This is a genomic window from Streptomyces chryseus, from assembly GCF_014650755.1.
Lineage (GTDB): Bacteria > Actinomycetota > Actinomycetes > Streptomycetales > Streptomycetaceae > Streptomyces > Streptomyces chryseus.
In genome coordinates, this window is record NZ_BMVO01000012.1 from 17,645 (window position 1) to 42,913 (window position 25,269).

Genomic DNA, 25,269 nt, shown 5'->3' on the forward strand with positions numbered 1-25,269 from the left:
CGGCGGCCGTCATGCGCGTACCTCCGAGGCGAGCCTGTCGAGGCGCCCGGCGGCGAGTTCCAGCCAGCGCACGTCGGCTTCCAGGTGGAAGAGGGCGTGTTCGCACAGGAGCTGGTCGGCGAGATCGCCCCGGCGCTTGCGCTCGGTGAGGGCGCGCATCAGGCGCATGTGCTCGGCGCGCTGCGCGTCGAGGAGGCCGGTGGCGCTGCGCCCGGTCAGGAGCGCGAGGACGACCTTCGTGTAGAGCGTCGACTGGAGGTACGGCTCGGGCTTCTCCGGTCGCGCGAGCCACTGCTCGACGTCGGTGACGCCGGCTTCGGTGATGGCGTACCGCTTGCGCTCGGGGCCGCCGCCGGATTCCACGCTGTCGACTTCGACGAGGCCGTTCTTCAGGAGGCGGGACATGGTCGCGTAGACCTGGCCGTAGTGGAGGGGGCGGTCGTGGCCGAACCTGTCGTCGAAGGCGCGCTTGAGGTCGTAGCCGTGGCGGGGGCCGGATTCCAGCAGCCCGAGGAGGGTGTGGCCGATTGACATGTGGCGCACAGTATACAAGAGGTATACATGCGGTGCATAGCCGGCCGGTGGGGGACCGCGTTGCGTGCGACCGGTCGGCTTCGAAGGCCAGGAGCGCGGGACCGCGTGAGCGTATGCGGCGGGCCGCCGCCCAGGCGGGTACCGGCCCGCCGCATACGCCCTACTCCTCCCCGGGCTCCGGGGGACCGGGCGGCGCCTTGGGGGGGCGTCCGCGCCGGGCGATCGGACCGGCGCCGCCCGGGAGCCGGCCGGACTCCGACAGTGCCCGGCGCAGTACGAACTCGATCTGCGCGTTCGCGCTGCGCAGCTCGTCCGACGCCCACCGGGCCAGCGCGTCGTACACCGCCGGATCCAGCCGCAGCAGCACCTGCTTGCGCTGCTGCGGCGGCCGCTTCCGCTGCGGGGCCTCGTCCGTCACTGGTAGAGCGTGCCGGTGTTGAGCACCGGCTGCGCGGCCCGGTCGCCGCACAGCACCACCATCAGGTTGCTCACCATCGCCGCCCGGCGCTCGGAGTCCATCTCGACGATGTCCTGCTCGGTGATCCGGTTGAGGGCCATCTCGACCATCCCCACCGCGCCCTCGACGATCAGCTTGCGCGCCGCGACGACCGCCCCTGCCTGCTGCCGCTGAAGCATCGCCGAGGCGATCTCCGGCGCGTACGCGAGGTGGGTGAAGCGGGACTCGATGATGTGGACGCCGGCCGCCTCGACCCGCGCGTGCAGCTCGACCGCGAGCTTCTCGGTGATCTCCTCGGCGTTGCCGCGCAGCGACAGGCCCTCCTCGTCGTGGGCGTCGTACGGGTACTCGATCGCGATGTGGCGCACGGCGGCCTCCGTCTGGGTGGAGACGAACTCCAGGAAGTCGTCGACCTCGAACGTCGCCTGCGCCGTGTCCTCGACCTTCCAGACCACGACCGCCGCCAGCTCGATCGGGTTGCCGTACGCGTCGTTGACCTTGAGGATCGCCGTCTCGTGATTCCTGATCCGGGTCGAGATCTTCGAGCGGGTGGTGAGCGGGTTGACCCAGCGCAGCCCGTCGGTGCGGATGGTGCCGCGGTAGCGCCCGAAGAGCTGGACGACGCGGGCCTCACCCGGCGCCACCATGTTGAGACCGCACATCGCGAGGAACGCGGCGAAGGCGACCACGACCCCCGTGACGATCAGTGCGACCTTCGGGCCGGTCGTCGCCATGGTGGCGCCGGTGGCGACGAGGCCCGCCCCCGCGAGCAGTCCCAGCAGTCCCAGCAGCAGCGCCAGGCCGCCCCCGATGCTGTGGGCGGCCCTTTCGCGTACGCGTGGAGAGGGCATCTCGGGCAGGTCGGCCGGTGCGGATGTGCTGGTCATGGACATGGGTCCCCCGGTTTCGTGCGGTGCGATCGTGGTTCGACCGCTCTAGCAAAGTGATATCACTTTTTCGGCGTCCGTAAACCCGTGCGAGCCCTCTGGCAACCCTGGAGCCCTCTCGTGAGTCGGTTCCAGAGAGACGGGTGCTGATTGTCACGTACGGAAAAAACCGGATCAGCAGTCCTTTGTCCGCAGGTGCGGTGTTAGCTTTCTGAGCTGACATCCGGGGGCTCGATGAGCGGAGTTACGGAGTAATGGGCCGAGCAGAAGCGCGAAAGGACCGGAAGCGCGGTGCGCGCCGGGCGAAGAAGGCAGGAGGCATACGCCGCTTCTTCACGTGGAAGAAGGTGCTGGGCACCTTCTTCGGGCTCTGCCTGCTCATGATGGGCGTCTTCGTGGCCCTGTACATATGGGTCCCGGTGCCGGCCGCCAACGCCGAGGCGAAGCTGCAGAGCAACGTCTACAGGTACAGCGACGGCACGATCATGGCCCGGTCCGGCCACGTCAACCGTGAGATCCTTCCGCTCGCCAAGATCCCCAAGGACGTCCAGACCGCCTTCGTCGCCGCCGAGAACCAGAACTTCTACAAGGACTCAGGCGTCGACTTCAAGGGCACCGCCCGCGGTCTGCTCAACACCGTCACGGGCAAGGGCAAGCAGGGTGGCTCGACGATCACCCAGCAGTACGTCAAGAACTACTACCTGACCCAGGACCAGACGGTCACCCGCAAGCTCAGGGAGCTTGTGATCTCCATCAAGGTGGACCGGAAGTACAAGAAGCAGGACATCCTGGCCGGGTATCTGAACACCAGCTACTTCGGACGCGGCGCGTACGGCATCCAGGCCGCGGCCCAGGCGTACTACCGCGTCGACGCCGAGAAGCTGAGCGTCGAGCAGGGCGCGTACCTCGCGGCACTCCTCCAGGCGCCGAGTCAGTACGACTGGGCAGTGGCCAGCGACACCAGCAAGAAGCTGGTCACGGAGCGCTGGAACTACGTACTCGACAACATGATCGAGATGAACGAGCTGGACCAGGCCGAACGCGACGGCATGACGTTCAAGAAGCCGAGGGCTCCCAAGGGCGCCGCCGGCATGGAGGGCCAGACCGGTTACATGGTCGACGCCGCGAAGGCCGAGCTGAGGAAGCAGGGTGTCAGCGAGGCCGACTTCGACGCGGGCGGCTGGACGATCACGCTCAACATCGACAAGAAGCGCCAGAAGGCCCTGGAGAAGGCGGTCGAGCGGCAGCTGGAGTCCAAGCTCGACCGCAAGAAGAACAAGGTCGACGCGACGCTCCAGGCCGGCGCGACCTCGGTCGACCCGAAGACCGGCAAGGTGGTCGCGATGTACGGCGGCCAGGACGCCACGAAGCACTGGACATCGAACGCCACCCGCTCCGACTACCAGCCCGCCTCGACGTTCAAGCCCGTCGTCCTCGCCGCCGCCCTGGAGAACAACTCCAAGACGCAGGACGGCAAGCCGATCACCCCCAGCACCATCTACGACGGCACCAGCAAGCGCCCCGTGAAGGGCAGCACCACCCCCTTCGCCCCGCAGAACGACCTGGGCAGGAGCTTCGGCCCCATCTCGGTCCAGCAGGCCATGCAGAACTCGGTCAACTCCGTCTTCGCGCAGATGCTCGTGGACGTCGGCGCGCCGCGCGTGAAGGAGACCGCGCTCGACATGGGCATGGAGGACAAGGGCGGCTTCGACGAGCGTCCCGCCATGTCGCTCGGTGTCATGGGCGCCAGCACGATGGACATGGCGAGCGTCTACGCCACGCTCGACAACCACGGCAAGAAGGTCACGCCGAGCATCGTGAAGTCGGCCGAGCACAAGGACCGCGAGGGCGGCCGGGTCGACCTGCCCGAGCCGACCGAGGAGCAGGTCATCGACCGCTCGACGGCGGACAGCGTGACCAAGGTGCTCACCGGAGTGGTCAAGAGCGGTACGGGCACCCGGGCGAGCAACCCGAACTACAACGCGGCCGGCAAGACCGGCACGTCGGAGAAGAACCGGTCCGCCTGGTTCGTGGGCTACACCCCCGAACTGTCCACCGCCGTGGCCCTGTTCGGTGAGTCCCCGGACGGCGGCAGGCAGGTCTCCCTCACCGGTACGGCCAACGCCGGCCGCGCCAGCGGCGGCGGCTTCCCCGCCATGATCTGGTCGGACTACACCCTCGGCGCCCTCGGCGGCGGCTCCGACGCCGACTTCGACCTGGAGATCGACCCGGACGACGCCTACGTGCCCCCGCCGAGCGACACCCCGGACCCGACCCCCACGCCGAGCAAGACCCCGACCACCCCGAGCAAGACCCCGACGACGCCGAGCACGCCGCCGACGACGCCGTCCACCACCCCGCCGACGACGCCGCCCACGACGCCTTCGTCGTCCCCGCCGCCGATCACGATCGGCCCGCCGGACCCCGGCGGTGACACCGAGGGCTCCGACGGCGGAGCGGACGGCGGCGCCGACGGGGGAGCCGACGGAGGGGCCGACGGCGGCGCGGACGGGGGTGCGGACGGCGGCCTCGACAGCGACCTCGGGCCGCCCCGCCCCTGACCGGTACGGCACACGACCGCGGCGGGCACCCCCTCGGAGAGGGTGCCCGCCGCGGTGCGTACAGACCGGCTGAAGGTGCCTGCGGAAGCTACGGGCGCGTCGCCAGCTCGAACCAGACCACCTTGCCGGACGACAGGCGCGTGGCGCCCCACCGTCTCGCCAGCCGGTTCACCAGGAACAGGCCGCGCCCGCCCTCGTCCGTGTCCCGCGCCCGCCGCTGTCTCGGCAGCTGCGGGGCGTCGTCGCCGACCTCGCAGCGCAGTACGTCCGTGCGCAGCAGCCGCAGGGTCACGGGCCGCTCGGCGTACCGCACCGCGTTCGTCACCACCTCGCTGACCAGCAGTTCCACCGAGTCGCTCAGCTCCTCCAGGTCCCAGCGCGCCAGCGCGCGCCGCGCCAGCCTGCGGGCCCGGCCGGGCGCCTGCTCCTCCGGCTCCAGGAACCAGTACGCGACGTCGCTGGGCGCGATGCCGTCGAAGCGGGCCGCGAGCAGCGCGATGTCGTCGTCCCGGTCACCGGGCCCGAGCATGTCGAGTACGTCGTCGCACAGGGCCTCAAGGGGCGGGGAGTGATCCGGTCCCGTCAACTGCGCCGTGGCCGCGAGACGTTCGCGCAGCTGCTCTATGCCCGTCCACACGTCCCGCAGCCGGGACTCGACGAGCCCGTCGGTGTAGAGCAGCAGCGTGGCGCCCGCCGGGGCGTCCAGCTCGACGGCCTCGAAGTCGACCCCGCCGACCCCGATGGGCGCGCCCGGCGGCACCCGCAGCACCTCGGCGCGACCGCCGAGGTGGAGCAGGATGGGCGGCGGATGGCCCGCGTTGGCGATGGTGATCCGGTGCGCGACCGGGTCGTACACCGCGTACAGGCAGGTCGCCATGCGGTCCTGGCCGAGCCGCTGCGCCTGCTCGTCGAGGTGGTGCAGCACCTCCTGCGGCGGCAGGTCGAGGCCGGCCAGGGTCTGCGCCGTCGTCCGCAGCTGGCCCATGATCGCGGCCGAGGTCATGGAGTGGCCCATGACGTCGCCGACGACCAGCGCGACGCGGCTGCCCGGCAGCGGGATCGCGTCGTACCAGTCACCGCCGACGCGCGCCGTCTCGGCGGCCGGCAGGTAGCGGGAGGCCAACTTGACGCCGGTCGGCTGCGGCAGTGAGTCGGGCAGCATGGTGCGCTGGAGCTCGTCGGCGATGTACGCCTCGCGCCCGTACAGCACGGCCTTGTCGATGCCGAGGGCCGTGTGCGTGGCGAGCTGGGCGGCGACCAGCAGGTCGTTCGCCTCGAACGCGGGACGCTCCGGCCGGCGCAGGAACACGGCCGCGCCGATCACGCGGCGCCGGCCGCGCAGCGGCGCGAGGATCGCCCGGCGCCCGGACGGCAGGCTCATGGCCTCGCCGAGCAGCTCGGACAGGGCCACCCGCGCGGACGACGTGTCGCCGAACACCGGACGTACGCCCCTGAGCACCTCGGCCAGCGCGCCGCCGCTGCGCACCTCGCACAGCTGCGGCGCGGGCAGCGGCTCGACCTGGAGGTCGATCTCCTCGGCCCCCTCGTCCGCTAAACGCAGCCGGTCGGTGCGGCGCAGGCGCAGCATGAACGGTACGGCGGGGCGCTCGTCGCCGACCGGCAGCGGGTCGCGCAGATAGACCAGGATCGCGTCGGTGAAGGTCGGCACGGACGCCCGGCACAGGCCGAGCACGATCTCGTCGAGGTCGATCCCACGAGCGATCCGCCGCGTCGCCGCGCCGACGAACCGCAGCCGGTCGCCCTCGCTCCTGGCCGTCGCGGCCGGCTCCGGGGTCCCGTCACCCGCGGCCGGCACGGGAGCGGGCATGGGGCTCGGCACCGACGGCGGAACCTCCTCCTGCCGCGGCCGGGTGCGCTCGTGCGGCCTGGCGACCAGGGGCTGCCGGCCTTCGTGCGAGGTGGACTGGTGCTCCGTCACGCGTGGGGTTCCGTCCGTCCGGGGAGCTTGTGCGATGCAATCGCTTTGTGTGGCGATATACCCGCTCTGCGGGCGGCCTCGACAGGGCGGTGGCCCCCGAACCCGGCGGACTTGCTCTCCGGCACGGCTCCACCCCCCTGTGATGACATACGGTCAGGTTCAGCGCCCGGACCGCCAGTTGCCTGCGGTACCGGTGCGCTCAGTGCGCTCAGTGTTGCGGAAGGCGATCCTACGTTTGACCCATGGGGGCCTATCAAGGGTCTCACGGAGCCGTGTGAACAGGAGTGCGGTCCCAGTCATCCGGCAGCCGGGGAACGGCCCATCGCGGATCGGGCCGCCAGTTCTCCCAGCCGTCGCGGAACGGCGCGCCCCACGCGGTGATCAGGCCGACCGCCGCGCGCCCCGCCTCACGTACCCGCCCGGCCTGTTCCTCGCTCAGCAGCCCCACCCGGCGCGCCTGCTCGAACTCGTCCTCGTCGAGCCAGTTCCAGGCGCGGTCCGGGTGCACGGAGATGTCCAGGAAGTGGTCCTCGGAGTCGACGCCGCCCGTCCAGCGGGTGCGCGGCTCCTCCAGGTTCACGTACCAGTTCTTGAACCGCCAGCCGGGCTCCCAGAACAGCCACACCGACCAGGGGTCGCCCGGCCGCGCCAGCTTCAGCACGCCGGTGCCCCACCACCGCGAGGTGGTGGTGGTCCGGGGCGCCGTGTACCGGGTGGCGAGAGGCTCCTCGTGCACGGGCTTGCCGTCCGCGAGCACCGGCCGGACGCACTGGGTGCCCGGCGCCATCCACACCGCCAGCAGTTCGTCGGTGTCGCGCACGACCGTGACGGGGCGGCAGATGTGGATCCGGTCGTCGGCATTGCCGCGATAGCGCCAGAGGATGTGGTCCCCCGGCGCCCAACGCGCCCTGCCCGCACCGCCCGCCGTATCTGTCATGAGCAGATCTTAGGAGTACCGGCCACGGACTGCTGCGGCCGAGGTCACGGGTGCGCCGTCGCCGGACCACCACCTGGTCACAGCCGGGTCATGCCCAGCTCACGGCCGGGTCATGCGCAGCACGTCCAGCGCTTCGTCGAGCTGCTGCTCGGTCAGGTCGCCCCGCTCGACGTACCCGGACTCCAGGACCACTTCGCGGATGGTCTTGCGCTCGGCGAGGGACTTCTTGACGACCTTCGCGGCCTCCTCGTAGCCGATGTACTGGTTGAGCGGGGTGACGACCGACGGCGACGACTCGGCGTACTCACGCGCGCGTTCGACGTGCGCGGTGATCCCGTCGATCGTGCGGTCGGCCAGCAGCCGCGAGGCGTTGGCGAGCAGCCGCACCGACTCCAGCAGGTTCTTCGCCATCACCGGGAGCATGACGTTCAGCTCGAAGTTGCCCGCCGCGCCGGCCACGGCGACCGTCGTGTCGTTGCCCGTCACCTGGGCCGCGACCATCAGCACGGCCTCGGGAACGACCGGATTCACCTTGCCTGGCATGATCGACGAGCCCGGCTGGAGGTCGGGAAGGCTGATCTCGGCCAATCCGGTGCGCGGACCCGACGCCATCCAGCGCAGGTCGTTGGAGATCTTGGTGAGGGAGACCGCGATCGTACGGAGCTGGCCGGACGTCTCGACGAGTCCGTCCCGCGCGCCCTGCGCCTCGAAGTGGTCGCGGGCCTCGGTGAGCGGCAGTCCCGTGGTGCGGGCGACCTCGGCGATGACGGCGGCCGAGAAGCCGGGCGGGGTGTTGATCCCGGTGCCCACGGCCGTACCGCCCAGGGGGAGTTCCGCCAGGCGGGGGAGGGAGGCCCGCAGGCGCTCGACGCCGTACCGCACGGCTGCGGCGTATCCGCCGAACTCCTGGCCGAGGGTGACCGGCGTGGCGTCCATCAGGTGCGTACGACCGGACTTGACCACGTCCGCGAACTCCGCCGCCTTGCGCTCCAGTGCGGCCCCGAGGTGGTCGAGGGCGGGGATCAGGTCGCCCGTCACGGCGGCGGTCGCCGCGATGTGGATGGACGACGGGAACACGTCGTTGGACGACTGCGAGGCGTTGACATGGTCGTTGGGGTGGACCGGGCGGCCGAGGCGCTCGGTGGCGAGCGTGGCGACGACCTCGTTCATGTTCATGTTGGAGGACGTGCCGGAACCGGTCTGGAAGACGTCGACGGGGAAGTGCTCGTCCCAGCGCCCCCGCGCGACCTCCTCGGCCGCGTCGCGGACCGCCTGCGCGATGTCCTTGTCCAGTACGCCCAGTTCGGCGTTGACCAGGGCGGCAGCCGCCTTGATGCGGGCCAGGGCCTCGATGTGGGCGCGCTCCAGACGTTGTCCGGAGAGGGGGAAGTTCTGCACGGCCCGCTGGGTCTGGGCGCGCCACTTGGCGTGCGCCGGCACCCGTACCTCGCCCATCGAGTCGTGCTCGACCCGGTACTCGCCCTGCTGTTCGTCGCTCGTCATGATCACGTACCTCCTGGAGAAGTTGAGCACTTGTCTTGTTCTGCGTATTCCCAAGTCGCCTACCGGCCAGTAAATACCGGGGGTAACAACAAACCGGGGAGGCGCAATGCAGCGCACACGGCTCAGACTTCGCTCTGCGGTCGCGGCCGCCGCCGCACTGGCGGCGGCCATGGGGGGCGGCCTGGTGGCGACGGCCCCCGCCACCGCCGCCGACAGGGCCGCGTCGGCTTCCGCACCGCTTCCGGCCGAACTGGAGGCCGTACGGGCCGCCGAGGCCGTGAAGCTGTACGGCAGTCCGGCCGAGCGGCCGATGGACCAGCGCAAGACCGGGCTCATCTCGCTCGGCGACAGCGAGATCTCCGGTGAGGGAGTCGGCACGTACGAACCCGGCACCAACGGGCCCGACAACTGGTGCCACCGCTCGCCGGACGCCGCGATCCACCGCACCGGCATCCCGGCCGACGTCACGTACAACGTCTCCTGCTCGGGCGCGTACACCGGAAACATCCGGATCGGCGGGAGCAAGCAGTACGCCGACGAGCTGGTCCAGAGCGACAACCTGGCCGTGAAGGCCCGCAACACCCGCATCAAGATGGTGCTGCTGGTCGCCGGCGCGAACGACGACCTCCAGTTCGGGCCGGTGATGACCGACTGCGTCACGCGCTGGCTGACGTTCCAGGGTGCCTGCGCGCCCAAGTACGCGCCCGGCTGGCAGGCCCGCGTCGACGCGCTCGTGCCCAAGGTCGAGCAGACGGTCCGCGACCTGCGGACGGTCATGCGCGACGCCGGGTACGCCGACGGCGACTACAAGATGGTCGTGATGGGCTACCCGAGCCCCATCGGCCCCGACGTCTACGACAACCCGAACTTCCCCGGCAAGATCCCGGGCGGCTGCGCGGGGTACGACTCCGACGCGGCCTGGGGCCGCGACACCGCGGTCTCCACGTTCGAACGCGGGATGCGCAGGGCGGCGGCGAACACGGCCTCCGTCTACCTCGACAACTCCCGCCTCTTCCACGGCCACGAGGTCTGCATGGACGACCCCTGGGCGCGCGGCCTCTACATCGACCTCTCCAAGCCCGGCCTGCCGGACTCGAACTCGGTCCGCCAGTCCTTCCACCCGAACATCCGCGGCCACGCGGCCTTCGCGTCCTGCCTCACCCAGCTCTACGGCTCCACTGTGCGGGAAGCGAGCTGCGCGGACCCGGCGAGCACCGGAAAGCCGGTGCTCTTCGCCGGGGCGTGGGACGACGCGTACAAGCCGCTGAGGAACGAGGGGACGGGGACCTGCGCCGACGTGCCCGGGGCGGCGACCCGCAACGGCACGGCGGTCGGCGGCTGGGACTGCCACGGCGGCCGCAACCAGGGCTGGTGGTACGACACCGCGCAGAAGTCGGTCCGTACGGAACTGACCCACGACCGGTGCCTGGACGTGCCCGGCGCCAAGTACCAGGCAGGCGCGGGCCTGGTCCTGTGGAACTGCTCGGGCGCGGCGAACCAGCAGTTCGTGCGTGACGGGTCCACGATCCGCCCGGCGGCCTCCACGGGCCTGTGCGTGACGCTCGCGGCGGCCAAGGACCCGCTGCGGCTCCAGCCCTGCACGGGAGCGGCGAACCAGCGGTTCGCCTGAAACCGGACGGCGCCTGTCCCCGTACGCGCGCCGCGCACGGGGACAGGCGCCGTCGTGCCGCGGCTCAGGCCAGGCCGGGACCCCGGACCGGGATCGAGGTGAACGTCGGGGCCGGGGCCGGCTCGGTGAAGAAGTCGTTGCCCTTGTCGTCGACCACGATGAACGCGGGGAAGTCCTCGACCTCGATCCGCCAGACCGCCTCCATGCCGAGCTCCTCGTACTCGACGACCTCGACCTTCTTGATGCAGTCCTGCGCGAGCCGCGCAGCGGGGCCGCCGATCGAGCCCAGGTAGAAGCCGCCGTGCGTCCCGCACGCGTCCGTCACCTGCTTCGAGCGGTTGCCCTTGGCGAGCATGACCTTGGAGCCGCCCGCCGCCTGGAACTGCTCGACGTAGGAGTCCATGCGGCCGGCCGTCGTCGGGCCGAAGGACCCGGACGCGTACCCCTCGGGGGTCTTGGCCGGACCGGCGTAGTACACCGGGTGGTCCTTCAGGTACTGCGGCATCTCCTCGCCCGCGTCCAGCCGCTCCTTGATCTTCGCGTGCGCGATGTCACGGGCGACGACGAGCGGTCCGGTGAGGGAGAGGCGGGTCTTGACGGGGTACTTGGTGAGCTCGGCGAGCACCTCGTCCATCGGCCGGTTCAGGTCGATCTCGACGACATCGCCCTCCTCGGAGAGCTGCTCGTCGGTGGTGTCCGGCAGGAAGCGCGCCGGGTCCTTCTCCAGCTGCTCCAGGAAGACGCCCTCGGCGGTGATCTTCGCGACGGCCTGGCGGTCCGCCGAGCAGGACACGGCGATCGCGACGGGCAGCGAGGCGCCGTGGCGCGGCAGGCGCACCACGCGCACGTCGTGGCAGAAGTACTTGCCGCCGAACTGCGCGCCGATGCCGATCCGCTGCGTCAGCTCGAAGACCTTCTCCTCCAGCTCCTTGTCGCGGAAGCCGTGGCCGGTCGGGGAGCCCTCGGTGGGCAGCTCGTCCAGGTAGTGCGCGGAGGCGTACTTCGCGGTCTTGAGCGCGAACTCGGCGGACGTGCCGCCGACGACGATCGCCAGGTGGTACGGCGGGCACGCGGCCGTACCGAGCGAGCGGATCTTCTCCTCCAGGAACTTCATCATGGAGGTCTCGTTGAGGACCGCCTTCGTCTCCTGGTAGAGGAAGGACTTGTTGGCGGAGCCGCCGCCCTTCGCCATGAAGAGGAACTTGTACGCGCCGCCGTCGGTCGCGTACAGCTCGATCTGCGCGGGCAGGTTCGAGCCGGTGTTCTTCTCCTCCCACATGTTCAGCGGGGCCATCTGCGAGTACCGCAGGTTGAGCTTGGTGTAGGCGTCGAAGACGCCGTGCGAGAGGGCTTCCTCGTCGCCGCCCTCGGTGAGGACGTTCTGGCCGCGCTTGCCCATGACGATCGCGGTGCCGGTGTCCTGGCACATCGGCAGGACGCCCGCCGCAGCGATGTTCGCGTTCTTCAGCAGGTCCAGGGCCACGAACTTGTCGTTCGAGGACGCCTCGGGGTCGTCGACGATCCGGCGCAGCTGGGCCAGGTGCGCGGGCCGCAGGTAGTGCGAGATGTCGTGCATCGCCTCGGCGGCCAGGGTGCGCAGCGCCTCGGGGGCGACCTTGAGGAACGTACGGCCGTCGGCCTCGAAGGTGGAGACACCCTCGGCGGTCACCAGGCGATAGGGCGTGGTGTCCTCTCCCAGGGGGAGCAGATCGGAGTACGCAAACTCTGGCATTTCGGCCATTCCTCAACTCGGCAGACGGCAACTGGCCTCCATTGGCGCAGCCCGTCCACCAGCGTAAGACTCCCGCCGGGCGCCGGGTCTGTGAGGTAAGGCTCAGTTGGCGCACGCGCGCACTAGTCGCGATCTATCGCGTTTGGGTACGCTGGGGCGGTGGACCTCGAGAAGCACGCCCAGCAGCAGCCGCCCGCCCCGCCGTTGCCGGCCGAGCCGGCCCTCCGCGCGTCCGACGCGGACCGCGACCGGATCGCGGACATCCTGCGCGACGCCGTGGCCGAGGGCAGGCTGACCGCCGAGGAGCACGCCGAGCGCGTCGAATCGGTCTACCGCGCCAAGACCGTGGCCGAACTGGAGCCGCTGGTCCAGGACCTGCCCGCGCCCGGCGGCGGCGCCCGGCCCGCGCCGGCCCCGGCGGCGTACGACCCGGTCGATCCCTCGGCGCCGGCCGCGGCGGAGAACCTGGTCGCCGTCTTCAGCAGCTCGACGCGCAAGGGGCGCTGGCGGATCGGCCGCAGGACGAACGCCTTCGCGCTCTTCGGCAGCGTCGAGATCGACCTGACGGAGGCGCTTTTCGGCCAGCGGCTCACCGTGATCAACGCGACCTCGCTGTTCGGCAACGTCGAGGTGCGCGTCCCCGAGAACATCACGCTGCGCGGCGGCGGTACGGGGATCTTCGGCAACTTCGAGGTCGACACCCTCGAAGCGCACGACCCGGAGGCTCCGGTCGTGGTCATCAACGGCTACTCGGTGTTCGGCAACATCGAGGCCAAGCCCAAGCGCGGGAAGCGCGTCGCGGACCTCCACGGTCGCGTGCGCAAACACCTCGGGCACTGACGCGTTCGAAACCCTGTGCATAGGCGCGCGCACAGCGGGTAGGGACTGCTGCATCGCTGCTCGCTCCCGAAGCCGTCGTCAGGAGTAGACCGTGCTGCATCCGCCGCATCAGTCCCTGCAGGTCGCCGCCGTTCCGTCGCAGCGCGCGCCGGCCCGGGAACAGGCCGGCCCCTGGCACTCGGAGGCGGTGTGCCGCCGCGACGAAGCCGGGCTCTTCTTCGCACCGTCGAAGGAGCCGACGGCCGCGCGGCTGGCCCGGGAGGAAGCCGCGAAGCGGGTGTGCGCGAGGTGCCCGGTCATGGTCGAGTGCCGGGAGCACGCCCTGCTCCAGCCCGAGCCGTACGGCGTCTGGGGCGGCCTGACCGCCGCCGAACGGCGGGTGGTGCTGGCACGGCGCAGGCGGCGCGAGATGGAACTGAAGGCATCCTCGCCCGGCGGCCGGATCGCCGCCGCCGGCTGACGCGAGCGAGACAGGAAGCGAGAAAGAAAAGGGGCGCCCCCGCCGCACGGCCGGGCCGCCCCTTTCTCGTTCCGCTACGGTCCCGCCTACTTCGCGCGGTCGAAGTCGATGGCGCTGTAGGCGCGCAGCTTCGACAGGCGGTGGGTCGAGTCGATCTGGCGGATCGTGCCCGACTTGGAGCGCATCACCAGGGACTGCGTGGTGGCGGTCTCGGAGCGGTAGCGGACGCCGCGCAGCAGCTCGCCGTCCGTGATGCCGGTGGCGACGAAGAACACGTTGTCGCCGCTGACCAGGTCGTTCGTGTGCAGTACGCGGTCCAGGTCGTGGCCCGCGTCGAGCGCCTTCTGACGCTCGGCCTCGTCCTTGGGCCACAGCTTGCCCTGGATCGTGCCGCCGAGGCACTTGATGGCGCAGGCCGAGATGATGCCCTCGGGGGTGCCGCCGATGCCCATGAGCAGGTCGACGCCGGTGCCCTCGCGCACGGCCATGACCGACCCCGCGACGTCGCCGTCCGAGATGAACTTGATGCGCGCGCCCGTCTCGCGGATCTCCTTGACGATGCCCTCGTGGCGGGGGCGGTCGAGGATCATCACGGTGACGTCCTCGGGCGCCGAGTGCTTGGCCTTGGCGACCCGGCGGATGTTGACGGAGACGGGGGCGTTGATGTCGACGAAGTCGGCGGCCTCCGGGCCCGTGACGAGCTTCTCCATGTAGAAGACCGCGGACGGGTCGAACATGGTGCCGCGGTCGGCGGCGGCCAGCACGGCGATGGCGTTGGGCATGCCCTTGGCGTTGAGGGTGGTGCCGTCGATCGGGTCGACGGCGATGTCGACCTCGGCCCCGGTGCCGTCGCCCACGCGCTCCCCGTTGAAGAGCATCGGGGCTTCGTCCTTCTCGCCCTCACCGATGACGACGATGCCGTTCATCGATACGGTCGAGACGAGCGTCCGCATGGCCTTCACCGCTGCGCCGTCCGCGCCGATCTTGTCACCGCGGCCGACCCACCGCCCGGCGGCCATGGCGGCGGCCTCGGTGACCCGGACGAGCTCCAGGGCCAGGTTGCGGTCGGGGGCCTCGGGCGAGACCTCGAGCTGAGACGGAAGATGGTGCTCGGTCATCGGAGCGCACCTTTCTGTACGGCGACGGCCGGAGTGGAGAGGGTGGTGCCGACTCTATCGGTACGTCGACAAAATGAGCAGAGGGGGGCACGTATGAGCGGCATATCGGGACGAGATGCCCCTCGCGCGGGGCGTCGACCGGCATGGGGGACCATGGGGGCGTGGCAGGTATGAAAGGCAAGCAGACGGTCCGGGACATGGTGCTGTCGATGGCGGCGATCGGCGTCGTCGTCGCCGGTGTGTACACCCTCGTCCCGCACGACGACTCGGCGGACCCGGTGAAGCCGGTCGACTACCGGGTCGAGCTCATCACGGCCCGGCGCGCGGCGCCGTACCCGGTGGCCGCCCCGGTGGGGCTCCCCGAGACGTGGAAGCCGACGTCGGTCTCGTACGACCGGCAGGAGTCCGACGCCTGGCACCTCGGGTTCCTCGACCCGGACCGGGAGTACATCGCGGTCGAGCAGTCGAGCGGGCCGGTGGAGAAGTTCGTCCACGAGGTCAGCCAGAAGGCGACGAAGACCGAGAAGACCCTGCGGGTGGGCGACGAGACCTGGCAGCGCTGGGAGGGCCCGAAGTACGACGCGCTGGTGCGCGAGGAGAAGGGCGCGACGACCGTGGTCACGGGGACGGCGTCGCAGAAGCGGCTGGCCGAGATGGCCGGGGCGCTGGAAGCGAAGAAGTCCTGATCGACGCTTGTGCGACATCGGCGCTCGTACGTACGACGAAGCCGCCGCACCCCGAGGGTGCGGCGGCTTCGTCGTACGTACGACCGGCTCGATCAGACGGTGGTGATGACGTCGTCGTAGGACAGGCGAGGGGAGCGCGGGAACCACGCGTCGTCGCCCGGCTTGCCGATGTTGACGATCATCAGCGGGGTGTGGTCGTCGTCCAGGAACTCCTTCTGGACGCCGGCGTGGTCGAAGCCGGTCATCGGGCCCGCGGCCAGGCCGGCGGCGCGGACGCCGACGATGAAGTACGCGGCCTGCAGGGCGGCGTTGAGGCCGGCGGCGGACTCACGGGCCGGACGCGTCGAGAAGAAGATGTCGCGCGCCTGCGGGAAGTGCGGGAAGAGGTCCGGCAGCTCGTGGTGGAACTCGTTGTCGGCGGCGAGGATCGCGACCAGCGGGGCGGCGGCGGTCTTCGCCTGGTTGCCCTCGGCCAGGTGCGGGACGAGGCGCTCGCGGGCCTCGGGGGTGCGGACCAGGACGATGCGCAGCGGCGTCTGGTTGAACGCGGTCGGGCCGAACTTGACCAGGTCGTAGATCGCCTGGACCTGCTCGTCGGTCACCGGCTCGTCCGTGAACGTGTTCGCGGTGCGGGCCTCGCGGAAGAGGAGGTCCTGGGCGGCGGGGTCAAGTACGAGAGACATGCGGTTTGCCTTCCGGGCGGCGGCGGGGGATCAAGCTATGACCTCACCGTAGGCGAAAGTAGGTTAACTTTCAACTAAAGCGGGACTATGGTGTCTCGCCTCACAGCGACCGAGTGCCCCCGCGTATTCCCGCGCGCCGCCAGAGAGCTCCTCAACTCCCCTCGGCGAGCGACGCGTCCAGGCGGGCCCTGGCCCCGTCGAGCCAGCGCCGGCAGACCTTCGCCAGCTCCTCGCCGCGCTCCCAGAGCGCCAGCGACTCCTCCAGCGTCGTACCGCCCGCTTCCAGCCGTCGTACGACGTCGATCAGCTCGTCCCGGGCCTGCTCGTACCCGAGCGTCGTCGCTGCTTCGTCCGTTTCTGCCATGTGATCCACCTTAGGTAGGAGCGGGAAAAGACTGCGGCCGGGCGACCCCGGCCGGTGGCGGTGTCACTCCGCGACGCGCACCGCGAACTCGCCCTCGGCCACCCGCGCCCGCAGCCCGTCACCGGCCGCGACCTCGTCGGGGGAGCGGACCACCCCGCCGTCCGCCCTCTGGAGCACCGCGTACCCCCGCTCCAAAGTCGCCGCCGGGGACAGAGCCACCACCCGGGCCCGGGTGTGGGACAGCTCGGAGTCGGCGCGGTCCAGCAGGTGGCCCAGCGTGCGCCGGCTGCGCGCCACCAGGGCGTCGAGCTCCGCCGCGCGGTCGTCCACCATCCGCTGCGGCCGCTCCATCACCGGCCTGGCGAGCGCGTGCGCCAGCCCCCGCTCCTCGCGGTCCAGCAGCCCCCGCACGGTCCGCAGCGCCCGGTCGCGCAGCAACTGCACGCGGTCCAGCTCCTCGCCGACGTCCGGCACGACCTTCTTCGCCGCGTCCGTCGGCGTCGACGCCCGCAGGTCCGCCACCAGATCGAGCAGCGGCGAGTCCGGCTCGTGCCCGATCGCGGAGACCACCGGCGTACGGCAGCCGGACACCGTCCGTACGAGCTGCTCGTCGGAGAACGGCAGCAGGTCCTCGACGCTGCCGCCGCCCCGCGCCACGATGATCACGTCGACCTCCGGCAGGTCGTCCAGCTCCTTGACGGCCTGGACGACCTGCGCGACGGCGCTCACCCCCTGCACCGCCACGTTGCGCACCTCGAAGCGGACGGCCGGCCAGCGCCGGCGCGCGTTCTCCAGGACGTCGCGCTCGGCCGCCGAGGCCCGGCCCGTGACCAGGCCGATCCGCTGCGGCAGGAACGGCAGCGGCCTCTTGCGGTCGAGCGCGAACAGCCCCTCGCCCGCCAGCGCCTTCTTCAACTGCTCCAGCCGCGCGAGCAGTTCGCCGATGCCCACGGGCTTCATCTCCGTCGCCCGCAGCGACAGCTGCCCGCGCGGCGCGTACCACTCGGGCTTCGCGTGCACCACGACCCGCGCGCCCTCCGCCACCACGTCCGCGATCGGGTCGAAGACCTGCCGGAAGCACGTCACGCCCACCGAGATGTCGTGCGAGGGGTCGCGCAGCGTCAGGAAGACGACCCCGGCGCCGGGCCTGCGCGAGATCTGCGTGATCTGTCCCTCCACCCACACCGCGCCGAGCCGGTCGATCCACCCGCCGATCAGGCGCGAGACCTGACCGACCGGCAGCGGGGCGTCCGCGGACGTATTCAGAGCCATGTACGAAGGCTAGCCGTCGGCACTGACACCGTGGCCGGTCCGACGCCCGCGCTGCACGGCCACCACGACCAGGCCCACCCCCAGCCACGCCGCCCCCACGACCTGCGCCGTCCCGGACGCCTCCACGATCACCGCGACCGCCACCGCAGCGCCCAGCACCGGCAGCAGCACGTGCCGCCACCACACCGGCAGCCCTTCCATGCGCCGTACGGCGAACCAGCTCACCACCGACGCGTGCAGCAGCACGAACGCCGTCAGCGCCCCGATGTCGACCACCGACACCAGGTGGTCGAGACCGTCGTCGCGCCGCGACGCCCACACCGCCGCCATCAGCGTCACCACGGCCGCGAGCCCCAACGCGAGGCGCGGCACCCCCGAAGCGGCGTCGACGTTCGCCAGGACGCGCGGCAGCCGCCGCTCCCTGGTCATCGCGAACAGCAACCGCCCGGCCGCCGCCTGCCCCGCCAGCGCCGCGAACGCCGCGCCGACCGCCTTGCTCACCGCGACCAGATCGCCCAGCCAGGTCCCGACCGAGGCGTCGACCGCGTCGTAGAACGCCGTCCCCCGCTTCCCCGGCGCCGCGGCCAGCTCCGCGGCGGTCACCGGCTGGAGCAGCGCCGCCAGATAGGTCTGCGCCACGAAGAGGAATCCGGCCAGGGCCAGACAGCAGAGCACCGCCCGCGCCACCTTCGCGGAGCCCCCCGTCACCTCCTCCGCGAACGACGCGATCGCGTCGAACCCGAGGTACGACAGCACCGCCACCGACACCGCGCCCAGCGCCGCCGCGAGCGAGAAGCCGCCCAGGGAGCCGTCCGCGGACAGCGGCGACAGCCAGCCTCGCCGCGCGCCGTCCTGCGCGAGCACCACGACCGCGGCCACCACGAACACCAGCAGCACCACGATCTCCATGGCCAGCACCGCGAAGCCCACGCGCGCGGCCGCCCGTACGCCGTACATGTTCAGCCCGGTCGTCACCACCACCGCGAGCGCCGTCCACACCCACGGGGGAGACGGACGGCACGAGCGCGTGCATCGCGATGCCGGAGAAGAGGTACGCGACGGCCGGGATCAGCACGTAGTCCAGCACCGCCATCCACCCGGCGACGAACCCCGGGCCCTATCCGAGCGCCTTGCGGGCGTACGCGAAGACCGAGCCCGCCTGGGGGACCACCCGGACCATCTGGGCGTAACTGAACGCGGTGAACGCCATGGCGACCGTGGCGACGACGTAGACCAGCGCCACCGCGCCGTGCGACTTGGCGTCGAGCGTGCCGAAGACGCCGACGGGCGCCATCGGGGCGATGAACAGCAGCCCGTAGACGACGAGATCCCGGAATCCGAGGCTCCGCCGCAGTCCCGTCGTCTCCGTCAGGGTCTGAGCCATCGCGCCTCCGCACGTCGGGATACGTAGGGCCAGGCGATCAGTCTTGATCACGGAGGCGACCTTTGGCGTCCGTGGCGCGGCCTTACGATGGGGAACATGACTGCTACCGCCGCCCGTCGTGTCCTTCTCGCCGCTCCCCGTGGCTACTGCGCGGGCGTGGACCGTGCCGTGATCGCCGTGGAGAAGGCCCTGGAGCAGTACGGGGCGCCGATCTACGTGCGGCACGAGATCGTCCACAACAAGTACGTCGTGCAGACCCTGGAGAAGAAGGGCGCGATCTTCGTCGACGTGACGGCGGAGGTCCCCGAGGGCTCGATCGTCATGTTCTCGGCGCACGGCGTCGCGCCGACCGTGCACGCGGAGGCCGCGGAGCGCAAGCTCGCGACGATCGACGCGACCTGCCCGCTGGTCACCAAGGTCCACAAGGAAGCGGTCCGCTTCGCCAAGGAGGACTACGACATCCTCCTGATCGGCCACGAGGGCCACGAAGAGGTCATCGGCACCTCCGGCGAGGCCCCCGACCACATCACGCTGGTCGACGGCCCCGAGGACGTCGCCAACGTCTCCGTACGGGACGAGTCGAAGGTCGTCTGGCTGTCCCAGACCACGCTCTCCGTCGACGAGACGATGGAGACGGTCGACGCGCTGAAGCAGAAGTTCCCCAACCTGCTCTCGCCCCCGAGTGACGACATCTGCTACGCCACGCAGAACCGCCAGATCGCGGTGAAGAAGCTGGCCGAGGACGCGCAGCTCGTCATTGTCGTGGGCTCGAAGAACTCCTCCAACTCGATCCGCATGGTCGAGGTCGCCCTCGACGCGGGCGCCCCCGCGGCGCACCTGGTCGACTTCGCGGACGAGATCGACGAGGCATGGCTGGAAGGCGTCACGACGGTCGGCCTGACCTCCGGCGCGTCGGTTCCCGACGTGCTCGTCGACGGCGTACTGGAGTGGCTGGCCGAGCGCGGGTACGGCGACGTGGAGACCGTGAAGACAGCCGACGAGTCGATCACCTTCTCGCTGCCGAAGGAGCTGCGCCGGGATCTGCGCGCGGAAGCTGCGCGCCTCGCCGGCACGTGACGTCCGGCTCCGAGTAGCGACGCCAGGCCCTCGGAAAGCGACGTCCGGCACGATCTCCGCCGCCCCGGCCGGTGCCACACCGTAACGTTGTGTCCATGAACGTGTTCGGAGTGGACATCGGCGGATCCGGCATCAAGGGCGCTCCCGTGAACCTGGAGCGCGGCGACCTGGCGGAACCGCGGCACAAGGTACTGACCCCGCACCCGGCCACACCGGACGACGTGGCCGGGTGTGTGCGGGAGGTCGTCGGGAACTTCGGCTGGAACGGGCCGGTCGGCATCACCTTCCCCGGTGTGGTCACGGACGGGGTGACCCGTACCGCGGCGAACGTCGACAAGGGCTGGATCGACGTCGACGCGCGGGCCCTGCTCGGGGACCGCCTGGGGCTGCCCGTCACCGTCCTCAACGACGCCGACGCGGCCGGTGTGGCCGAGATGACGTTCGGCGCGGGCGCGGGCCGCAAGGGCGTGGTCTTCCTGCTGACGTTCGGTACGGGCATCGGCAGCGCGCTGTTCATCGACGGCAAGCTCGTCCCCAACACCGAGCTCGGCCACCTTGAGCTGAACGGCCACGACGCGGAGAAGCACGCCTCCACGAAGGCCAAGGAGGACGAGGACCTGAGCTGGCAGCACTGGGCGCACCGGGTGCAGAAGTACCTGGCGCACGTCGAGATGCTGTTCTCGCCGGAGCTGTTCATCATCGGCGGCGGGGTCAGCCGCAAGGCCGAGAAGTTCCTGCCGCTGATCGAGGGCGTCCGCGCCGAGATCGTCCCGGCGCAGCTGCAGAACAACGCGGGGATCGTCGGCGCGGCCATGGCGGCGGGCGCGAGCAGCTAGCGCCGCGCCGCAGCCGGTCCACCGGCTCGGCTGCTCCACCGGCCTGGCTGGTTCGGCTGATCCACCGGGCCCCTGCTCCGCCAGGCCGGCTGCCCCGGGGCTCCGCTACTCCACCGGGTCCGGGGTTCCGCGGCGGGCGGCGCGCCGGGCGGCGGCGTGAGCGGCCGCCTGGGCCGCCCGCCGCCGCGCCATCAGCCGCACCTTGCGTACGGTCGCGATGACCCCGGCGACGAGCGTGCCGCCGTACAGCCAGCCCGCGTGCACGGCGAGCGCCGTGACCACCGCCATGAGCCGGCTGCCGAACCCGCCGGCCCCGCCGGCGATCGGCACCAGGCCGACGGCGAAGGCGATGGGTACGGCGATCGGCGCGGTGACCAGGTCGGCGGGCCGCACCCACAGTGCGGTCAGGGCGCTGACCGGCAGGAACAGCAGCCCGTACACGATCGGCGAACCGTCGAACAGCAGCTGGTCGAGACCGCCTAGCACCAGCATCACGGCTGCGGCGAACAGCCCGCTGCCCAGCCCGGTCAGCCGCGGGTTCGGCAGCCGTCGCAGGGCCAGCACGACGGGCGGGACCGGACGCGCCGGTCTCGCCGCCACCCGGTAGACGGCGGCACCGTCGGCGGACCCGCCCGGGGGGAGCAGGGGGGTCTGCGACCGCTGCTGGGGACGAGGGGGACGTGCCCTGTGTTGCTCCACCCGGACAACGTAGGTCGCGGGGAGGGAGGAATCAGGCGCAGGACACGCCCTTTGGCCGACCTTGGCCGTGCGTTCGATGCGCACGTGGCCGATCGGGGCCCCTTGCGCGCGCCCGCCGGCCCACTTCGGGCCCCCGCCGGGTTCCCGTCGTCGGCCTCGCGCCGCTCGCCCGTAAACTGGGGGATCGGTCCACTCCCGGGCCAGTCCTCACTTCAGGAAGTCGCCAACGTGTCGCTCACGATCGGAATCGTCGGCCTGCCGAATGTCGGCAAGTCGACCCTGTTCAACGCCCTGACCAAGAACGACGTGCTGGCGGCCAACTACCCGTTCGCCACCATCGAGCCGAACGTCGGCGTGGTCGGGGTCCCCGACCCCCGCCTGGCGAAGCTCGCCGAGATCTTCAACTCGCAGAAGATCCTCCCGGCCACGGTCGACTTCGTCGACATCGCCGGCATCGTCCGGGGCGCCTCGGAGGGTGAGGGCCTGGGCAACAAGTTCCTGGCGAACATCCGCGAGTCGGACGCGATCTGCCAGGTCATCCGTGCCTTCAAGGACGAGAACGTCGTACACGTCGACGGCAAGGTCTCGCCGAAGGACGACATCGAGACGATCAACACCGAGCTGATCCTCGCGGACCTCCAGTCGGTCGAGAAGGCGGTCCCCCGCCTGACGAAGGAGTCGCGCCTCCAGAAGGAGAAGGTCGCGGTCCTGGCGGCGGTCGAGGAGGCCCAGAAGATCCTCGAAGCGGGCACCACCCTCTTCGCCGCCGGCATCACCGCCGGCACGGAGAAGGGGCAGCTCCTCCACGAGCTCCACCTCCTCACCACCAAGCCCTTCCTCTACGTCTTCAACGTCGACGAGGACGAGCTGGTCGACGAGGACTTCAAGAACGAGCAGCGCGCCCTGGTCGCCCCCGCCGAGGCGATCTTCCTCAACGCGAAGATCGAGTCCGAGCTGATCGAGCTCGACGACGACGAGGCCCTGGAGCTCCTGCAGTCCATGGGCCAGGAGGAGCCCGGCCTCGCCACCCTGGGCCGCGTCGGCTTCGACACCCTGGGCCTCCAGACCTACCTGACGGCAGGCCCCAAGGAGACCCGCGCCTGGACCATCAAGAAGGGCGCGACGGCCCCCGAGGCGGCCGGTGTGATCCACACCGACTTCCAGAAGGGCTTCATCAAGGCCGAGGTCATCTCCTTCGCCGACCTGGTCGAAACCGGCTCGGTGGCCGAGGCCCGCGCGAAGGGCAAGGCCCGCATGGAGGGCAAGGAGTACGTCATGCAGGACGGCGACGTGGTGGAGTTCCGCTTCAACGTGTAGCGGGTGACTTGCCACCACGTCGATGATCTGGCAAACATGCAGGTCAGAAGGGGTCCAGCCTTTCGGGGTTGGGCCCCTGGTTAATTTCCGTGCTGGGATGGTGCTGGGATGCCTGACCCGTCGTCACCTGTCATCACCCCTGGTCGGCCCTACCGTGCTGGGATAGTGCTGGGATGCCAGTGAGGCTCCCGTGCTGGTTCGTGGGCCACAGCCCCGTAGGAGGGGTTGCGGGGCAGTCGAGCAGCCTGCGCTCACACTTTCTTCACGGCTCCGAAGGCTTTCGCGAAAACAAAATCCGCACCTGCACTGTTTGGCTGCGTACAAGGGGACGGGGCAGCGGGAGCGGTCGGACCAGGCGATGGTCCGGTGACACAAGCGCGCGGTCGCCCGTGCAAGCATCGTCCGGTCGACCCCACCGGCCACACCGACTGGATAGGAGATACCGCGCGAAGCTCGCCCGGCCGGGCTCCTCGTGGCGGACGACCTCCAGGGCTCGGCTGACGACCGAGGACACGGCGAGGGCCGGGGAGGCGCCGTATGGGATGCCGGTTTTGGCCCCTGCTTTGCGCGACCGGCCCGATGTCGCACGGCCCTCGAAACGCAGGTCAATGACTCGTGATCGTGGGCGACAACCGGCGAAGCCATCTACTAACGTCTATGTTACTAACGTTGACGTTAGTAACATGCGTGGAGGTCGGCGGACATGGTGGACTTTGTAGGTCGTCGGCAGGAGCTGGCGACACTGGAGCGAGAGCTGCAGAAAGTGGCGGCAGGGGTTGGCGGGGAGCGACCCGGTCGGTGCGTGATGTTGTGTGGGCGGCGCCGGGTGGGTAAGTCGCGGCTGGTCGAGCGGTTTGCGGAGCGCTCCGGGGTCCCATTCTTGTTCTACGCGGCGACCGGTGCGTCCCCTAGAGATGATCTTGCACGGCTCGCCCGGGACGCCCAGGCATCGACGCTGCCGATGGCGCGGCTCGTGGCCGCCGCACGGCCGGAGAGCTGGGACGCCGCGTTCGACGTGCTGGTTGCGGCGCTGCCCGCCGACCGGCCGAGCGTGCTGATCATCGACGAGGTGCCATACCTGATGGATGCCGATGGCGCCTTTGAGGGGATGCTGCAACGGGCCTGGGACCGGGTGCTGGAGACCAAGCCAGTGCTGCTGGTCCTCATCGGCTCCGATCTGTCGATGATGGAGGCCCTGAACAGCTACGGACGCCCCTTCCATCAACGCGGCCGGGAGATGGTGCTAGGACCACTGAACCCCGCCGAGGTGGGGCAGATGCTCGGGTTGGAACCGGCGGAAGCCTTCGACGCCGCGCTGGTCACCGGCGGGCTGCCGCTGATCTGCGCGGAGTGGCCGCTAGGTGCAGGGCTGTGGGACTTCCTCGGCGAGGCGCTGAGCGACCCGGTCTCGGCCCTACTGGTATCGGCCGAGCGCTCGCTGGCTGCCGAATTCCCTCCGCAGGCTCAGGCGCGTACGGTGCTGGCGGCTATCGGCAGTGGCGAGCGGACCTTCACCAACATCGCCCGTGCAGCCGGCGGAATCGGGGCTACGCCCCTGCAGCGAGCGCTGGAGCTGCTTACGGACAAGCGGATCGTCGCTGCGGAGCTGCCCGTATCGCTGCGTCCGTCGAAGGATCGCCGCTACCGGGTGACAGATCCCTACCTGCGGTTTTGGCTGCACCTGCTCGGCCCGTCCATGGAGGAGATCGAGCGGGGGCGTGGCGATCTGACCTTGGCGCGCATCCGGGAGAACTGGACCAGCTGGCGCGGCCGAGCCGTCGAGCCCCTTGTCCGCGAGGCCCTGGCGCGGATACTGCCCGATGACAGGCTGCCCGCGGCCTCCGCAGTGGGCGGCTATTGGACCCGTACCAACGACGTCGAGATCGATATCGTCGGGGCGGACCGCGCCCCCATTGCCAAGGAACTGCTCTTCGTCGGCTCCATCAAGTGGCTGGAGCAGTCGCCCTTCGATCGGCACGACCTGGCAGCTCTCCATCGACATCGGGCCGCCCTCACTGGCGAACCTGTTCCAGTCGTGGCGGTCTCGCGCAGCGGAGTCGACTGTCCGGGGCTCGATGCCGCCTACGGCCCTGGCGATTTGCTGACCGCCTGGCCGCGGTGAGTGGCGGATGGCGGGCGAGGCAAGGGAGTTGGGCAGCACGATCCGGCCGGAGACGTGGCGGAGAAGTCCCACAGACCTCGGCCCCTTGCCGGCGCTGTTGTGTAGCGTTGGCGATCCTGAGCCTTCTCGTACTTCGTCGCGGATCCCGTGCTGGGATGGTGCTGGGATGACGCCGAATTCCTGCAGGTCAAAGGCTCGTGGTGGAGTTCCCGCTTCAACGTGTAGCGGGTG

The 25,269-nt window shown here is 70.5% G+C and carries 22 protein-coding genes and 1 pseudogene; 9 read left to right on the top strand and 14 right to left on the bottom strand.

Features of this window, described 5'->3' with window-relative positions; genetic code table 11:
• Positions 1 to 9: 9 nt before the first annotated feature.
• The 3 genes from IE185_RS18965 to IE185_RS18975 form a co-directional block, all read right to left on the bottom strand.
• A complete protein-coding gene (locus IE185_RS18965) occupies positions 10 to 534 on the bottom strand; it encodes a PadR family transcriptional regulator (RefSeq protein WP_138895778.1) in 525 nt (174 codons plus the stop codon).
• A gap of 160 nt (positions 535 to 694) precedes the next feature.
• Positions 695 to 952 (bottom strand): type II toxin-antitoxin system antitoxin, encoded by a 258-nt coding sequence (locus IE185_RS18970; protein ID WP_138895779.1) that lies wholly within the window; start codon positions 950 to 952, stop codon positions 695 to 697.
• A complete protein-coding gene (locus IE185_RS18975) occupies positions 949 to 1,878 on the bottom strand; it encodes an SPFH domain-containing protein (protein WP_138895780.1) in 930 nt (309 codons plus the stop codon). The genes IE185_RS18970 and IE185_RS18975 overlap by 4 nt, the downstream gene beginning before the upstream one ends.
• A 254-nt stretch (positions 1,879 to 2,132) precedes the next feature.
• Here IE185_RS18975 and IE185_RS18980 point away from each other — a divergent pair, with 254 nt between their 5' ends.
• Complete coding sequence (locus IE185_RS18980) at positions 2,133 to 4,439, top strand: transglycosylase domain-containing protein (protein WP_189715603.1); 2,307 nt, start codon at positions 2,133 to 2,135, stop codon at positions 4,437 to 4,439.
• Positions 4,440 to 4,527: 88 nt separating this feature from the next.
• On the opposite strand, the gene IE185_RS18985 is transcribed toward IE185_RS18980, so the two are convergent.
• The 3 genes from IE185_RS18985 to IE185_RS18995 all read right to left on the bottom strand — a co-directional run bounded on the left by IE185_RS18985 (position 4,528) and on the right by IE185_RS18995 (position 8,818).
• Positions 4,528 to 6,378, bottom strand: coding sequence for an ATP-binding SpoIIE family protein phosphatase (locus IE185_RS18985; protein ID WP_138895867.1), 1,851 nt, complete (start codon positions 6,376 to 6,378; stop codon positions 4,528 to 4,530).
• A gap of 262 nt (positions 6,379 to 6,640) precedes the next feature.
• Positions 6,641 to 7,315, bottom strand: a complete 675-nt coding sequence (fomD, locus tag IE185_RS18990) for a cytidylyl-2-hydroxypropylphosphonate hydrolase (RefSeq protein WP_138895866.1) — start codon at positions 7,313 to 7,315, stop codon at positions 6,641 to 6,643.
• A 99-nt stretch (positions 7,316 to 7,414) separates the two neighbouring features.
• Positions 7,415 to 8,818, bottom strand: a complete 1,404-nt coding sequence (locus IE185_RS18995; protein ID WP_138895865.1) for a class II fumarate hydratase — start codon at positions 8,816 to 8,818, stop codon at positions 7,415 to 7,417.
• 106 nt (positions 8,819 to 8,924) lie between these two features.
• Here IE185_RS18995 and IE185_RS19000 point away from each other — a divergent pair, with 106 nt between their 5' ends.
• Entirely contained in the window at positions 8,925 to 10,448 is a 1,524-nt protein-coding gene (locus tag IE185_RS19000; protein WP_138895864.1) for a ricin-type beta-trefoil lectin domain protein, read from the top strand.
• A 64-nt stretch (positions 10,449 to 10,512) separates the two neighbouring features.
• Here the strand turns inward: IE185_RS19000 and IE185_RS19005 are convergent, their stop codons facing one another.
• The gene (locus tag IE185_RS19005) at positions 10,513 to 12,189 is read right to left on the bottom strand and encodes a fumarate hydratase (protein ID WP_138895863.1); all 1,677 of its coding nucleotides are present in this window, start codon (positions 12,187 to 12,189) and stop codon (positions 10,513 to 10,515) included.
• A gap of 150 nt (positions 12,190 to 12,339) precedes the next feature.
• On the opposite strand from IE185_RS19005, the gene IE185_RS19010 reads away from it, so the two are divergent.
• Both IE185_RS19010 and IE185_RS19015 read left to right on the top strand, forming a co-directional pair.
• Positions 12,340 to 13,020: a DUF1707 SHOCT-like domain-containing protein gene (locus IE185_RS19010; protein ID WP_138895862.1), complete on the top strand. Its 681-nt coding sequence runs from the start codon at positions 12,340 to 12,342 to the stop codon at positions 13,018 to 13,020.
• A gap of 91 nt (positions 13,021 to 13,111) precedes the next feature.
• A complete protein-coding gene (locus tag IE185_RS19015; protein WP_138895861.1) occupies positions 13,112 to 13,480 on the top strand; it encodes a WhiB family transcriptional regulator in 369 nt (122 codons plus the stop codon).
• Positions 13,481 to 13,566: 86 nt separating this feature from the next.
• On the opposite strand, the gene glpX is transcribed toward IE185_RS19015, so the two are convergent.
• Positions 13,567 to 14,598: a class II fructose-bisphosphatase gene (gene glpX, locus IE185_RS19020; RefSeq protein ID WP_138895860.1), complete on the bottom strand. Its 1,032-nt coding sequence runs from the start codon at positions 14,596 to 14,598 to the stop codon at positions 13,567 to 13,569.
• Positions 14,599 to 14,759: 161 nt separating this feature from the next.
• Here glpX and IE185_RS19025 point away from each other — a divergent pair, with 161 nt between their 5' ends.
• A complete protein-coding gene (locus tag IE185_RS19025) occupies positions 14,760 to 15,284 on the top strand; it encodes a DUF4245 domain-containing protein (protein WP_138895859.1) in 525 nt (174 codons plus the stop codon).
• A gap of 92 nt (positions 15,285 to 15,376) precedes the next feature.
• Here the strand turns inward: IE185_RS19025 and IE185_RS19030 are convergent, their stop codons facing one another.
• The 4 genes and pseudogenes from IE185_RS19030 to IE185_RS19045 form a co-directional block, all read right to left on the bottom strand.
• Complete coding sequence (locus tag IE185_RS19030; RefSeq protein WP_138895858.1) at positions 15,377 to 15,967, bottom strand: malonic semialdehyde reductase; 591 nt, start codon at positions 15,965 to 15,967, stop codon at positions 15,377 to 15,379.
• Between the two features lie 151 nt (positions 15,968 to 16,118).
• Positions 16,119 to 16,331, bottom strand: a complete 213-nt coding sequence (locus tag IE185_RS19035) for an exodeoxyribonuclease VII small subunit (protein WP_138895857.1) — start codon at positions 16,329 to 16,331, stop codon at positions 16,119 to 16,121.
• Positions 16,332 to 16,394: 63 nt separating this feature from the next.
• Positions 16,395 to 17,603: an exodeoxyribonuclease VII large subunit gene (xseA, locus tag IE185_RS19040; RefSeq protein ID WP_138908454.1), complete on the bottom strand. Its 1,209-nt coding sequence runs from the start codon at positions 17,601 to 17,603 to the stop codon at positions 16,395 to 16,397.
• 9 nt (positions 17,604 to 17,612) lie between these two features.
• A pseudogene (locus IE185_RS19045) lies at positions 17,613 to 18,987 on the bottom strand (APC family permease).
• Positions 18,988 to 19,074: 87 nt separating this feature from the next.
• Between IE185_RS19045 and IE185_RS19050 the strand changes: the two are divergent.
• The gene (locus IE185_RS19050) at positions 19,075 to 20,064 is read left to right on the top strand and encodes a 4-hydroxy-3-methylbut-2-enyl diphosphate reductase (protein WP_138897954.1); all 990 of its coding nucleotides are present in this window, start codon (positions 19,075 to 19,077) and stop codon (positions 20,062 to 20,064) included.
• A 95-nt stretch (positions 20,065 to 20,159) separates the two neighbouring features.
• On the top strand, positions 20,160 to 20,900 hold the full coding sequence (ppgK, locus tag IE185_RS19055) for a polyphosphate--glucose phosphotransferase (RefSeq protein ID WP_138897955.1): 741 nt from the start codon (positions 20,160 to 20,162) through the stop codon (positions 20,898 to 20,900).
• A gap of 105 nt (positions 20,901 to 21,005) precedes the next feature.
• Here the strand turns inward: ppgK and IE185_RS19060 are convergent, their stop codons facing one another.
• Positions 21,006 to 21,599 (bottom strand): DUF6542 domain-containing protein, encoded by a 594-nt coding sequence (locus IE185_RS19060; protein ID WP_138897956.1) that lies wholly within the window; start codon positions 21,597 to 21,599, stop codon positions 21,006 to 21,008.
• 228 nt (positions 21,600 to 21,827) lie between these two features.
• Here IE185_RS19060 and ychF point away from each other — a divergent pair, with 228 nt between their 5' ends.
• Positions 21,828 to 22,916: a redox-regulated ATPase YchF gene (gene ychF, locus IE185_RS19065; RefSeq protein WP_138897957.1), complete on the top strand. Its 1,089-nt coding sequence runs from the start codon at positions 21,828 to 21,830 to the stop codon at positions 22,914 to 22,916.
• A 123-nt stretch (positions 22,917 to 23,039) separates the two neighbouring features.
• Here ychF and IE185_RS34010 read toward each other — a convergent pair whose 3' ends face one another.
• Positions 23,040 to 23,561 carry an RNaseH domain-containing protein gene (locus tag IE185_RS34010; protein ID WP_170198382.1) on the bottom strand — a complete coding sequence of 174 codons (522 nt, stop codon included), beginning with the start codon at positions 23,559 to 23,561 and terminating at the stop codon, positions 23,040 to 23,042.
• 58 nt (positions 23,562 to 23,619) lie between these two features.
• On the opposite strand from IE185_RS34010, the gene IE185_RS19075 reads away from it, so the two are divergent.
• Positions 23,620 to 25,038: an ATP-binding protein gene (locus IE185_RS19075; protein ID WP_189715609.1), complete on the top strand. Its 1,419-nt coding sequence runs from the start codon at positions 23,620 to 23,622 to the stop codon at positions 25,036 to 25,038.
• Positions 25,039 to 25,269 lie beyond the last annotated feature (231 nt).